Annotated in this window: 12 protein-coding genes; 8 read left to right on the forward strand and 4 right to left on the reverse strand. The window is 67.1% G+C overall.

The genetic code is table 11. The features are described 5' to 3' along the window. The first annotated feature begins 5 nt into the window (after nucleotides 1-5). From trbL to PGB34_RS05570, 5 genes are read left to right on the forward strand one after another with little or no spacing between them, the layout of a single operon-like run. A complete protein-coding gene (trbL, locus tag PGB34_RS05550; RefSeq protein WP_271427075.1) occupies nucleotides 6-1,349 on the forward strand; it encodes a P-type conjugative transfer protein TrbL in 1,344 nt (447 codons plus the stop codon). A gap of 18 nt (nucleotides 1,350-1,367) precedes the next feature. Then, a complete protein-coding gene (gene trbF / locus PGB34_RS05555; RefSeq protein ID WP_035884621.1) occupies nucleotides 1,368-2,072 on the forward strand; it encodes a conjugal transfer protein TrbF in 705 nt (234 codons plus the stop codon). Continuing rightward, nucleotides 2,069-3,061, forward strand: coding sequence for a P-type conjugative transfer protein TrbG (trbG, locus tag PGB34_RS05560; RefSeq protein WP_271427076.1), 993 nt, complete (start codon nucleotides 2,069-2,071; stop codon nucleotides 3,059-3,061). The genes trbF and trbG overlap by 4 nt, the downstream gene beginning before the upstream one ends. 2 nt (nucleotides 3,062-3,063) lie before the next feature. Continuing rightward, nucleotides 3,064-4,326 carry a TrbI/VirB10 family protein gene (locus PGB34_RS05565; RefSeq protein WP_271427077.1) on the forward strand — a complete coding sequence of 421 codons (1,263 nt, stop codon included), beginning with the start codon at nucleotides 3,064-3,066 and terminating at the stop codon, nucleotides 4,324-4,326. After that, nucleotides 4,323-4,556 (forward strand): DUF2274 domain-containing protein, encoded by a 234-nt coding sequence (locus PGB34_RS05570; protein ID WP_017407699.1) that lies wholly within the window; start codon nucleotides 4,323-4,325, stop codon nucleotides 4,554-4,556. The genes PGB34_RS05565 and PGB34_RS05570 overlap by 4 nt, the downstream gene beginning before the upstream one ends. A 368-nt stretch (nucleotides 4,557-4,924) precedes the next feature. Here PGB34_RS05570 and PGB34_RS05575 read toward each other — a convergent pair whose 3' ends face one another. Together PGB34_RS05575 and PGB34_RS05580 are read right to left on the reverse strand one after the other, a co-directional pair. After that, on the reverse strand, nucleotides 4,925-6,007 hold the full coding sequence (locus PGB34_RS05575; RefSeq protein WP_271427078.1) for a PA0069 family radical SAM protein: 1,083 nt from the start codon (nucleotides 6,005-6,007) through the stop codon (nucleotides 4,925-4,927). Nucleotides 6,008-6,063: 56 nt separating this feature from the next. Beyond that, nucleotides 6,064-6,291, reverse strand: coding sequence for a hypothetical protein (locus PGB34_RS05580; protein ID WP_271427079.1), 228 nt, complete (start codon nucleotides 6,289-6,291; stop codon nucleotides 6,064-6,066). Between the two features lie 205 nt (nucleotides 6,292-6,496). On the opposite strand from PGB34_RS05580, the gene aat reads away from it, so the two are divergent. Genes aat through PGB34_RS05595 form a run of 3 tightly spaced genes read left to right on the forward strand, consistent with a single transcriptional unit; the run spans nucleotide 6,497 to nucleotide 8,956 of the window. Beyond that, on the forward strand, nucleotides 6,497-7,297 hold the full coding sequence (gene aat, locus PGB34_RS05585; protein WP_271427080.1) for a leucyl/phenylalanyl-tRNA--protein transferase: 801 nt from the start codon (nucleotides 6,497-6,499) through the stop codon (nucleotides 7,295-7,297). Nucleotides 7,298-7,352: 55 nt separating this feature from the next. Then, entirely contained in the window at nucleotides 7,353-8,087 is a 735-nt protein-coding gene (locus PGB34_RS05590; protein WP_271427081.1) for an arginyltransferase, read from the forward strand. A gap of 56 nt (nucleotides 8,088-8,143) precedes the next feature. Further along, complete coding sequence (locus PGB34_RS05595) at nucleotides 8,144-8,956, forward strand: IclR family transcriptional regulator (protein WP_271427082.1); 813 nt, start codon at nucleotides 8,144-8,146, stop codon at nucleotides 8,954-8,956. 85 nt (nucleotides 8,957-9,041) lie between these two features. Here the strand turns inward: PGB34_RS05595 and PGB34_RS05600 are convergent, their stop codons facing one another. Together PGB34_RS05600 and PGB34_RS05605 are read right to left on the reverse strand one after the other, a co-directional pair. Beyond that, the gene (locus PGB34_RS05600) at nucleotides 9,042-10,232 is read right to left on the reverse strand and encodes a serine hydrolase (RefSeq protein WP_271427083.1); all 1,191 of its coding nucleotides are present in this window, start codon (nucleotides 10,230-10,232) and stop codon (nucleotides 9,042-9,044) included. Nucleotides 10,233-10,347: 115 nt separating this feature from the next. After that, a complete protein-coding gene (locus PGB34_RS05605) occupies nucleotides 10,348-11,886 on the reverse strand; it encodes a 2-isopropylmalate synthase (protein WP_271427084.1) in 1,539 nt (512 codons plus the stop codon). Between the last annotated feature and the right edge of the window lie 49 nt (nucleotides 11,887-11,935).

Raw genomic sequence — 11,935 nt, forward strand, 5'->3', positions numbered from 1 at the left:
TGGCCATGAACGACGTATCGGTCATCGACCGTTTCCTCGACGTTTTCTCACGCTACATCGACTCGGGCTTCGGCCTGCTGCACGGCGAGGTGGCATTCCTCACGGCCACGCTGATCGTCATTGACATGACGCTCGCCGGGCTGTTCTGGGCGATGGGCCATGCCACCGGCCAGGGCGAGGACGTGATTGCCAAGCTGATCCGCAAGGTGCTGTACGTCGGTGCCTTCGCCTACATCATCGGCAACTTCAACATGCTGGCCGGTGTCCTGTTCCGCTCCTTCGCGGGTCTTGGCCTGAGAGCCAGCGGCTCGACCTTGAGCATGGGCAACTTCTTGCAACCAGGTCGATTGGCCAAGGCCGGCATCGACACAGCGGCGCCGATCCTCGACCAGATCAGGGAGATGGCGGGCTTCCCCGAGGTGTTCATCCACATCGCGCCCATCGTCGTGCTGTTCCTCGCGTGGCTGGTGGTTATCGTTAGCTTCTTCGTGCTGGCGGTGCAGCTCTTCGTCACCCTGATCGAGTTCAAACTGACCACGCTGGCGGGCTTCGTGCTGGTGCCGTTTGCCCTCTGGAACAAGACAGCGTTTATGGCCGAGAAGGTGCTGGGCAACGTGGTGTCCTCGGGCATCAAGGTGCTGGTGCTCGCCGTCATCGTGGGTATCGGCTCGGGGCTATTCGCCGAATTCAGGATACCGCCCGGTTCCGAGCCGTCCATCGACCAGGCGCTGGTCATCATGCTGGCCTCGTTGTCCCTGCTGGCCCTGGGCATCTTTGGGCCGGGCATTGCGACAGGCTTGGTGTCCGGTGGGCCACAGCTCGGCGCGGGCGCGATGGCCGGTGCTGCCATCGGCGCAGCCGGAACCGCCGTGGCGGTCGGTGCCGCGGCTACCGGCGTCGGAAGCGCAGTGGCGGCCGGGGCACGCATGGCACCCGCCGCCGCCCGCTCGATGGCATCGACCGCCAGCAGCGCCAAGTCGGCGTACCAGGCGGGCTCCACTTCGGCCGGTGGCGGCCTGAAGGGTGCCGCCGCCGGCGTGGGCAATGTTGCCAAGACCGGCGCGCAGGCGGCCGGGCAGAAAGTCGCCGATGGGGCGCGGTCGATGAAGGAGCGCATGGCGGCGGCCTTTCGGCCCGATGACGCCGGATCGGCGTCGGGGGGCGGCGCCGCACAGGCCGCAAGCGAGGCTCCCGCCACAGCCCCATCCACCGAGCAACCCGCCTGGGCCAAGCGCCTGCACCGCAGGCAGCAACTCACCCATGCCGCGACGACCGCCGCCCACACGCTGCGCGGCGGCGACGGCGGCAGCTCCAGCCAGGGGCCAAGCCTGCGTGATTCCGATTCCTGATCTTGAAGGAGAACTTCCATGCGATTCAAAAGACCGCAGGTGCGCTATGCCAACACACCGCAGCCTGCCACCCCGTACCAATCCGCTGCCCAGGCCTGGGACGAGCGCATCGGCTCGGCCCGCGCACAGGCGAAGAACTGGCGGCTCATGGCCTTCGGCTGCCTCACTTTGGCCGTACTGATGGCCGGTGGCCTGGTCTGGCGTTCCGCGCAGTCCATCGTCACCCCCTACGTCATCGAGGTGGACAACTCGGGTCAGGTGCGCGCTGTCGGCGAAGCGGCCACGCCGTACCGGCCCAGCGATGCGCAGATTGCTTACCACCTCGGCCGCTTCATCGGTCTGGTGCGCTCGCTGTCCATCGACCCCATCGTGGTGCGGCAGAACTGGCTCGATGCCTATGACTACACGACCGACAAGGGCGCCGTGGTGCTCAACGAGTACGCCCGCGTGAACGATCCGTTCGCGCGCATTGGCAAGGAGTCGGTGACGGTGCAGGTCAGCAGCGTGACTCGCGCGAGCGATACGTCGTTCAACGTGCGCTGGACGGAGACCCGTTTCGTCAACGGTGCGCTGGACCGCACCGAACGCTGGAACGCTGTCGTGTCCATCGTGCAGCAGACGCCGCGCACCGAGCAGCGTGTGCGCAAGAACCCCCTGGGCATCTACGTCAACGGGCTGTCGTGGAGCCGCGAACTGGAAGCGAACGAAGGAGCAAAACCATGAATGATCTTTTCCGTAAATCCGTCTTGCCGATCATGCTGCTTGCCCTCGCGGGCTGCGCCACGCAGGGCAAGCCGCCGCCGTCCATTTCGCTCGACGAGCCGGTGCAGGCGCAGCCGCTACCGGAGCCGCCTGCGCCGGTGGAGGTGGTGGCCATGCCGCAAGTGCTGCCGATGCCGGCTCAGATGAAGCCTGTGCCGGATGCCAAGCCCGCAGCAGAACCTGCCGATGAAACCGTGCGTGTGTCCCGCGCCAACGCCGAGGCGCGTATCGCGCCCACGCGCGAGGGGTACGTCAACGCGATTCAGGTGTGGCCTTTCACCGATGGCGCGCTGTATCAGGTCTATGCGGCCGTGGGTCGCGTGACGGTGATCGCGCTCCAGCCCGGTGAGGAACTGGTAACGGTGGCCGCCGGCGATACCGTGCGCTGGATCGTGGGCGATACATCGAGCGGCAGCGGCGATGCGCTGCGCGTCAATGTGATGGTCAAGCCGATCCGCTCGGGCCTCAAGACCAATCTGGTCATCACGACCAGCCGGCGCACGTACCTGATTGAACTGACTTCGACTGAGAAGACGTGGATGGCGTCGGTGTCCTGGGAGTATCCGAAGGACAAGATGCTGGCCTTGCAGCGCCAGGCGCAGGCGGCCAGCGCCGCCGCGCCGGTCGATAGCGGGCTATCGCTGGAGAAGATCCGCTTCCGCTACGCGGTCAGCGGCAGCAATCCGCCGTGGAAGCCGCTGCGCGCCTTCGATGACGGCGAGAAGGTCTACATCCAGTTCCCGCCGGGCATCGCGCAGGGCGAGCTGCCGCCGCTGTTCGTGATCGGCGCGCAGGGCGATGGGCAACTGGTGAACTACCGATTCCGTGCGCCGTACTACATCGTGGATCGCCTGTTCGGTGCGGCCGAACTGCGCCTGGGCGGAGACAAGGGCGATGTGGTGCGGATCGAGCGCACCGATGGCGTTTCCGGTGGCACGCGGAGGAACTGACCATGAGCCAGGACGACACTCGCGATCTTGGCACGCCACAGGCGGGCAAGGTCGCGCCCGAGGCGGTGGCGCTGCGCGCCCAGCCGCGCGCGGTCACACGTCTGAATCGGCGCACCTTGGCCATGCTCACGGGCGGCCTGTCGGTCGCCGTGCTAGGGGCCACGATCTGGTCATTGCAGCCACATCGGCGCGGCGCAGGCGAGCAGACCGAGCTTTACAACGTGGATCGAGTCTCGAAGTCCGAGGGGCTGGATGGCCTGCCTTCGGATTACTCCAAGCTGCCGAAGGTGCTGGAGCTGGGGCCGCCGCTGCCGGGCGATCTCGGCCCTGCCATCGTGAAGGCGCAGCAGCCGGTGACACCCACGTATGCGCCACCGGGCCACGACCCGGAGGACGCTCGGCGCAAGGAAGCCGAAGCGGCAGCGGCTTCCTCGGTGTTCTTCCGTTCTGGTACGCCCGGCAAGACCGCAGCGCCAGCGAATGCGCAAGCGGCTGGCCCGGCATCGACCTTGGCGGGCTTCGACCCGCTGGCCGCTGGGCCGGCCTCGACGGCTGCCCAGCCTGCCGACCCGACCGCCGTGCAGAACCGGCAAGACCAGAAAGAGGCTTTCCTGAAAGGCGGTTCTACGGAAACCCGCAATTCCGGCAATCTGCAAATGCCGGCCTCGCCGTACCAGGTGATGGCCGGGACGGTGATCGCCGGGGCGCTGGTGACAGGCATCAAGTCTGACCTGCCGGGCGACGTGATTGGCACGGTGACGGAGTCGGTCTACGACTCGGCCACCGGCAAGTTTCTGTTGATCCCTCAGGGCTCGCGCCTCATGGGCAAGTACAACAGCCAGGTGAGCTATGGGCAGAGCCGCGTGCAGTTGGTGTGGAACCGCATCATCTTGCCGGACACGTCTTCGCTGAAGCTCGACAACCTCGCGGGCACCGACCCGGCCGGCTACTCCGGCCTGGAGGATGGCGTCGATTGGCACTGGGATCGCGTCTTTGCCGGTGCGGCGCTGACGACACTGCTGGGCGTGGGCGCGGAGCTGGCCGCGCCGGAGAACCGGCAGAACGGCAACCGCATCGTGATTGCCGGGCGCGACAGCGCGCAGGACAGCATCAATCAGGTCGGCCAGGAGATGACCCGGCGCAACATGAACATTCAGCCGACCTTGACGGGGCGGCCGGGCCTGCCGGTGCGGATCATCGTCAACCGTGACCTGATGCTGCGACCGTACCAGCCGCTTTTCGTCCAGAGAGGAGCGGCGAAATGAACACCTCCAAGAAATTGCGGCTTGGGCCGCTACCCAAGACCGAGAGCACGAAGCTCACGTTTTTGTGCCCGGTCAGCCTAAAAGCTGATCTCGACCGCTATGCCGTAGCGCACTCGCAGGCGTATGGCGAGGCAGTCGATGCCACTACGTTGATTCCTCTTATGCTGGAGGCGTTCATGGCCGGCGACCGGGGATTCAGGAAGGGTGGCGGGAGCAAGGCCATACCCTGAAGTAGGGTTGACGATGTGGACGCATCCGCTACCCCTTCACGATGAAAGCGCAGTCCACTGACTGCGCTTTCGCTTTTGACGGGGCTTGCGGCAGGGCGAGACTATGATGGTGCGATCTTGCCCGCCGCGGCGCCCCCACGCTTACCGCCGCGAAGCGCCTATGCAGCACCTAGCTCGAAAAGCAGCAAGAGCACTCAGCGGCTGAAATCTAGCCTAACCTATTGCCCTGTAAGAGCTTTTTCCCCACTGCATGTCTGAATGAAGGACTTGACAGCGGACATTTTTCATCGCCGGGCCGCCCCAAGATGAAAAGCGCCCCCTCGGGGGGCAGCGGACCTCGCGCAGCGGGGGGAGCGTGGGGGCCATTTTCAGAACAGCTCGCCCTGGCCTGAAGCGCTGTCGCGCCGGAAGGCCGTGCTGACCAGCTCGACGCGCTGCTGGTTAAATCCCAGGCGGTGCGTGGCCTTCTGGAAGCGCTGGCGGATCAGCTCCGCCCAGAGCCCGTCGCCCTTCATGCGCGTGGCGAAGTCGGCGTTGTAGTCCTGCCCGCCGCGCATGTCCTGCACGCGTGCCATCACGCGCTGCGCCCGCTGCGGGTAGTGCAGCTGCAGCCATTCGCGAAACAGCGGTGCCACTTCCCAGGGCAGGCGCAGCACGGTGTAGAAGGCCGAACGCGCGCCCGCTTCCCAGGCGGCTTCCAGCACCTGCTCCATGTCTTCGTTGATGAACGGGATCTGCGGCGCCACGCTCACGCCCACGGGCACGCCCGCCTGCGCCAGGGCCCGGATGGTGCGCAGCCGACGGTGCGGCGCAGCTGCCCGGGGCTCCAGCGTGCGGGCCAGCTCGCCGTCGAGCGTGGTGATCGTGATGTAGACCGCCGCCAGGCCCTGCGCGGCCATGGGCGCGATCAGGTCCAGGTCGCGTTCGACCAGGCTGGACTTGCTGACCAGTGCGAAGGGGTGGCGCGCATCTCGCAGCACTTCGAGCACGGCCCGCGTGAGCCCGAGCTCGCGCTCCACGGGCTGGTAGCAGTCGGTGGCCGTGCCGATGGCGATTTCGGCCGGCTGGTAGCCACGCCGCGAGATTTCCTTGCGCAGCACTTCGGCGATGTTGCGCTTGGCGATCAGCTTGGTTTCGAAATCCAGGCCCGGCGAGAGGTTGAGGTAGCTGTGGGTGGGACGCGCGAAGCAGTAGATGCAGCCGTGTTCGCAGCCACGATAAGGGTTGAGCGATCGCTCGAAGGGAATGTCGGGCGAGTCGTTGCGGCTGAGCGCCGAGCGCGCGTCCTCGAAACGCAGTTCGGTGGCCGGGCGCATTGGCAGTGCGTCCTCTTCAGGCACCGACCAGCCGTCATCGAAGGCCTGCCGCTCTTCCTTCTCGAAACGGTGCGCCAGCCGGGAGGCCGCGCCGCGGCCCTTGATGGGCTGAATGGGAATGGATCGGTGCTGCACCCGATAACTGTATATTCATACAGTTATCCTGCCAAGCCCCACGGGGCGGTTGCGACTCAATGGCTGTGCGCGGCAGGAAAGCGCCTGAGCATCTGTCGGCCCAGGGAGGTGATGGCCAGCACCGTGGCCGGGGGCTGGTGATGGCCCTGCATCGTTCGCACCGGCCGCGGGACCTCGGCGCGCACATGGCCGGCCAGCGCCAGCACACGGACGGCGTCCACGTCTGCGCCATCGACGACCGCGACAGGCAGGCGCTCATGAGACAGGCGATGCAGAAGTTCCATGGGCATGCGAGCCAGTATGCGCCGGTCACAATCGCTAACACCTAAGTGGTAACGCAAGATCGCAGATGCCGTGATTTTTTGCGCGGCCCCGGTGGGGATCGTTTTGGCCCGGGCCGTCCTGCGGACTCGGCCTCGTCCGTCATCGCCACACCCGGCGCGCCGCGACAATCCGCGCCTTCAACCCCGTTGCCACGTGCCGCGCCCGATGCACCGCCCCGCTTCCCTGCCCTGGCTGCTGCCGGGCGACGACTTCCCCCCGCTGGAAAGCGCCTGGGGCGCGCACGACCCCGCACCCGGGCTGCTGGCGGGCGGCGGCGCGCTGGACGTGGCGACGCTGGTCAAGGCCTATTCGCAGGGCGTGTTTCCCTGGTACAGCGGCAACCAGCCCATCCTGTGGTGGAGCCCCGACCCGCGCATGGTGCTGCCCACGGCCGAGTTCCGCCTGCACCGCTCGCTGAAGAAGACCTTGCGCAGCTTCCAGCGCCAGCAGGGGTGCGAGCTGCGCGTGGACCACAATTTCGAGCACGTGCTGCGGGCCTGCGCCGCGGCGCCGCGCGAAGGACAGGACGGCACCTGGATCGGGCCGGACATGATCGAGGCCTATCTGGCGCTTCATGCCGCGGGGCACGCGCACAGCTTCGAGACCTGGATCGACGGGCAGTGCGTGGGCGGGCTGTACGTGGTCAGCGTGGGACGGGCGCTGTTCGGCGAATCGATGTTCGCGCGCCGCACCGACGCGTCCAAGATCGCGCTTGCAGCGCTGGTGGCCTTCTGCCGCCGCCACGGCATCGGCCTGGTCGATTGCCAGCAGAACACGGCGCACCTGGCCAGCCTGGGCGCGCGCGAGTGGCCGCGCGCGCGCTTCGCCCGGCATGTGGCCGCCGAGCGGACCCAAGCCGCGCCAGAGGCCTGGCGCTTCGACCCGGCCGACTGGGAGCTGCTGCTGGCGCCAGCGCGGGCGCAGAGCGCGCCAGCGGCGCGCCCGCCACACTTGCACGAGGCCTGATTCGCCGCCAATATCGCAGGCCATGCGGGCGTGTTGAGCCCCCCGTTCTTCTGCCATGACCAAACCCCAGGAACTGCCGCTGCAGACCCTGCAGTTCTACGCTACAGCGCCCTATCCCTGCAGCTATCTGCCGGACCGCCAGGCCCGTTCGCAGGTGGCCACGCCCAGCCACCTGATCCACAACGACGCCTACTCCGACCTGGTGTTGCGCGGCTTCAGGCGCAGCGGCATGTTCACGTACCGGCCCTACTGTGACGGCTGCCGCGCCTGCGTGCCGCTGCGCGTCCAGGCGCAGACCTTCGAGCCCACGCGCAGCCAGCGCCGCGCGGCCCGGCGCCATGGCGATCTGCACACGCGCGTGCTGCGGCTGGGCTTCGTGCCCGAGCACTACCAGCTCTACCTGCGCTACCAGAACGGCCGCCATGCGGGCGGCGGCATGGACCAGGACAGCATCGACCAGTACACGCAGTTCCTGCTGCAAAGCCGCGTGAACTCGCGGCTGGTCGAATTCCGCGAGCCGGCGCCCGAAGGCCAGGTGGGCGCGCTGCGCATGATCAGCATCCTGGATGTGCTGAACGACGGCCTGTCGGCGGTCTACACCTTCTACGAACCCGACCCGGCAGCCGCCTACGGCACCTATGGCGTGCTGTGGCAGATCGAGCAGGCGCGCCGGTTGGGCCTGCCCTATGTGTACCTGGGCTACTGGATCGAAGGCAGCGGCAAGATGGACTACAAGGCCCGCTTCGGGCCGCACGAACTGCTGCGCGACGGGCGTTGGGAGCCTGCGTGACTGCGGTTCGAAATTTCACGAGATAAGATGACGCGCATTCTTCACTGCGCGCATCCATGAGAAAAGCCCAAGCCGACATCCCGGCCACACCGGTCATCCAGGTCATCGAGCGCATGTTTGCGCTCATCGATGTTCTGGCCTCGCGCGAAGAAGCCATCTCGCTCAAGGAAATCAGCGAAAAGACCGGGCTGCACCCTTCCACCACGCACCGCATCCTCAACGACCTGGCCGTGGGCCGATTCGTGGACCGGCCCGAAGCCGGCAGCTACCGGCTGGGCATGCGCCTGCTGGAGCTGGGCAACATGGTCAAGGCCCGGCTGAACGTGCGCGATGCCGCGCTGAGCCCCATGCGCGAGCTGCACCGGCTGACCCAGCAGCCCGTCAACCTGAGCCTGCGCCAGGGCGACGAGATCGTCTATGTGGAGCGCGCCTTCAGCGAGCGCTCGGGCATGCAGGTGGTGCGCGCCATCGGCGGGCGCGCCCCCTTGCATCTGACTTCCACCGGCAAGCTCTTTTTGGCCGCCGACGACCCCCAGCGCGTGCGCAGCTATGCCACGCGCACGGGCCTGGCAGGGCACACGCGCAACAGCATCACCCAGCTGCCGGTGCTGGAACGCGAGCTGGCCAGGGCGCGGCAATACGGCATCGCGCGCGACAACGAGGAGCTGGAACTGGGCGTGCGCTGCATGGCCGCCGGCATCTACGACGACCAGGCCAAGCTGGTCGCCGGGCTGTCCATCTCGGCCCCGGCGGACCGGCTGGACGAAGGCTGGCTGCCCAAGCTGCAGGCCACGGCCGACCAGATCTCTGCCGCGCTGGGCTGCCCGCGCGCCTCGACAGGCCTGCGGGCCGAAAGCGCGGCGGACTGACGGATTGACGGATTGACGATGAAAAAGGCCCGCGACATGGCGGGCCCCTGAATCTCGTGTGAAGGCTGCCAGCCGGCAGCGCCCCTCAGTCCCCTGCTGCCGCGGCCGCACTGAAGGTTGGCATGCTGCGCGTGGGCAGGTGCGTGGCCTCGACCCAGCGGCGCACGCGCTCGGCGTCGGCGATGCGGCTGAAGCGGCCGGCCGAGTCCAGGAAGACCATGATCAGCTTGCGACCCGCCACCTTGGCCTGCATCACCAGGCACTGGCCGGCCTCGGAGATGTAGCCCGTCTTCTGCAGGCCGATCTCCCAGTCGGCGCTGCGCACCAGACGGTTGGTGGTGCTGTACTGCAGCGTGCGGGCACCGACTTCGACCTGGTGCTCCGGCGACACGGACAGCTGGCGCACCAGCGAGTCCTGCGAGGCGGCGGCGACCAGCAGCGCCAGATCCTGTGCCGTGGACTGGTTGCGCGGCGACAGGCCGGTGGGCTCCACGTAGTGCGTGTCCTTCATGCCCAGCATGCGCGCCTTGGCATTCATCACGCTCACGAAGGTGGGCATGCCGCCCGGATAGGTGCGGCCCAGCGCATGCGCGGCGCGGTTCTCGCTGGACATCAGTGCCAGATGCAACAGCTCGCCGCGCGACAGCGTGGTGCCCACGGCCAGGCGCGAGCGGCTGCCCTTTTCGGTGTCCACGTCGGCCTGGGTGATGCTGATCATCTCGTCCATCGGCAGATGGGCCTCGCTGATCAGCAGCCCGGTCATGAGCTTGGTGAGCGAGGCGATGGGCAGCACGGCATGGTCGTTCTTGCTGAACAGCACTTCATGCGTGTCCTGGTCCACCACCAGGGCGACGCTGGAGTTCAGGTCCAGCACGTCCGTGGTCTGGTGCAGCCCAGCCAACTGGCCGTAGGACAGGCGCGGCGCCGGCGGGTCGACCCGCACCACGGAGCGCCGCTGCACCGCCACCACCGTCTTGCCCCCGCGCTTTTCCACCGTGGCCGTGACGTTGCGGCCGGCCCGCGTGGTGCGGCTCTGCGCCACCTTGGCAGAGCCGCTGCTGCGCTTGGCCGCAGGCGCCTTGGCACGCGGGCTCTTGGCAGCGCTGCTGGCCACCTTCTTGGTGGCCGCGGGCTTCTTGGACGAGGCGCTGCTGGCCTGCGCAGCCGGCATCAAAAACGCCGTCGCGCAAAGCGTGACGGCGAGCAGCCGACAGGCGGCCTGAAAACGCTGGAAGGGGCGGCGAGGCAACATCAGTTGCTGGTGGGCTTCAGGCATGCAATTTCTCCAGCGGCGGGCGGTACGCGCCGGAGTCTATCGAAATGAAAAAACACATGCAATATCAGCGACTTGCAAATGCTTCTTCAAACATCAAAAAAGAGTGCTCGCCAAGCTATCCCTGTGCAGCCACTCTCTCCGATTGGCTTTGCAACTTGTTGAGCGCACTGAGATAGGCCTTGGCGGAAGCGACCACGATATCGGGGTCGGCACCCACACCGTTGACGACGCGGCCCGCATTCTGCAGCCGCACCGTGACTTCACCCTGGCTCTCCGTGGAGCCGCTGATGGCGTTGACCGAATAGAGCACCATCTCGGCCCCGCTCCTGACGTGGGACTCGATGGCCTTGAGGGATGCATCCACCGGGCCATTGCCTTCGGATTCACCCACCACCTCCTGCCCGGCAACGGAAAACACCACGCGCGCGTGGGGCCGCTCGCCGGTCTCGCTGTGCTGGGCCAGGGACACGAAGCCAAACTTTTCCCCAACGTTCGATCCGCCGTCGCCGCTGACCAGCGCGAGGATGTCCTCGTCGAAAATTTCGGCCTTGCGGTCGGCCAGCTCCTTGAAACGCAGGAAGGCAGCGTTGACGTCGGCCTCGCTGTCCATCTCCACGCCCAGCTCCTGCAGACGCTGCTTGAAGGCGTTGCGGCCCGAGAGCTTGCCCAGCACGATCTTGTTGGCCGTCCAGCCCACGTCCTCGGCGCGCATGATCTCGTAGGTGTCGCGGGCCTTGAGCACGCCGTCCTGGTGGATGCCCGAGGCGTGCGCGAAGGCGTTCGCGCCGACCACCGCCTTGTTCGGCTGCACCACGAAGCCCGTGGTCTGGCTGACCATGCGGCTGGCGGCCACGATGTGCTGGGTGTCGATGTTCAGATCGAGCCCGAAGTAGTCCTTGCGGGTCTTCACGGCCATCACGATCTCTTCGAGCGAGCAGTTGCCCGCGCGCTCGCCCAGGCCGTTGATGGTGCATTCCACCTGGCGCGCGCCGCCGATCTTCACGCCCGCCAGCGAGTTGGCCACGGCCATGCCCAGGTCGTTGTGGCAGTGCACCGACCAGATCGCCTTGTCACTGTTGGGGATGCGCTCGCGCAGCGTCCTGATGAAGTTGCCGTACAGCTCGGGCACGGCGTAGCCCACGGTGTCGGGCACGTTGATGGTGGTGGCGCCCTCGGCGATCACGGTTTCGAGCACGCGGCACAGGAAGTCCGGATCGCTGCGGTAGCCGTCCTCGGGGCTGAACTCCACGTCACCCACCTTGCTGCGCGCGAAGCGCACGGCCAGCTTGGCCTGCTCATGCACCTCCTCGGGCGTCATGCGCAGCTTCTTTTCCATGTGCAGCGGGCTGGTGGCGATGAAGGTATGGATGCGCGCGCGCGCCGCGCCCTTGAGGGCCTCGGCCGCGCGGGCGATGTCGCGGTCGTTGGCGCGCGACAGGCCGCAGACGGTGGACTCCTTGATCGCATTGGCAATGGCCTGCACGGCCTCGAAGTCGCCGTTGCTGCTGGCGGGGAACCCCGCTTCGATCACATCGACCTTCAGGCGCTCGAGCTGCTTGGCGATGCGCATCTTCTCGTCGCGCGTCATCGAGGCGCCGGGCGACTGTTCGCCGTCGCGCAAGGTGGTGTCAAAAATGATCAGCTTGTCGGTCATCGTGTCTCTCCGTGGGGGTGCGGCCGCGGCCGCCGGCCGGCAGCCCGCC

The sequence above is a fragment of the Xenophilus arseniciresistens genome, assembly GCF_028023875.1.
Taxonomy (GTDB): domain Bacteria; phylum Pseudomonadota; class Gammaproteobacteria; order Burkholderiales; family Burkholderiaceae_C; genus Xenophilus; species Xenophilus arseniciresistens.

What these genes read in the sequence shown, in the direction of transcription:
- PGB34_RS05580 (WP_271427079.1), bottom strand. Translation starts at nt 6,291, where the DNA reads ATGGAACTTCTGCATCGCCTGTCTCATGAGCGCCTGCCTGTCGCGGTC.
- PGB34_RS05595 (WP_271427082.1), top strand. Translation starts at nt 8,144, where the DNA reads ATGAGAAAAGCCCAAGCCGACATCCCGGCCACACCGGTCATCCAGGTC.
- PGB34_RS05570 (WP_017407699.1), top strand. Translation starts at nt 4,323, where the DNA reads ATGAACACCTCCAAGAAATTGCGGCTTGGGCCGCTACCCAAGACCGAG.
- PGB34_RS05600 (WP_271427083.1), bottom strand. Translation starts at nt 10,232, where the DNA reads ATGCCTGAAGCCCACCAGCAACTGATGTTGCCTCGCCGCCCCTTCCAG.
- trbG (WP_271427076.1), top strand. Translation starts at nt 2,069, where the DNA reads ATGAATGATCTTTTCCGTAAATCCGTCTTGCCGATCATGCTGCTTGCC.
- aat (WP_271427080.1), top strand. Translation starts at nt 6,497, where the DNA reads ATGCACCGCCCCGCTTCCCTGCCCTGGCTGCTGCCGGGCGACGACTTC.
- PGB34_RS05590 (WP_271427081.1), top strand. Translation starts at nt 7,353, where the DNA reads ATGACCAAACCCCAGGAACTGCCGCTGCAGACCCTGCAGTTCTACGCT.
- PGB34_RS05605 (WP_271427084.1), bottom strand. Translation starts at nt 11,886, where the DNA reads ATGACCGACAAGCTGATCATTTTTGACACCACCTTGCGCGACGGCGAA.
- trbF (WP_035884621.1), top strand. Translation starts at nt 1,368, where the DNA reads ATGCGATTCAAAAGACCGCAGGTGCGCTATGCCAACACACCGCAGCCT.
- trbL (WP_271427075.1), top strand. Translation starts at nt 6, where the DNA reads ATGAACGACGTATCGGTCATCGACCGTTTCCTCGACGTTTTCTCACGC.
- PGB34_RS05565 (WP_271427077.1), top strand. Translation starts at nt 3,064, where the DNA reads ATGAGCCAGGACGACACTCGCGATCTTGGCACGCCACAGGCGGGCAAG.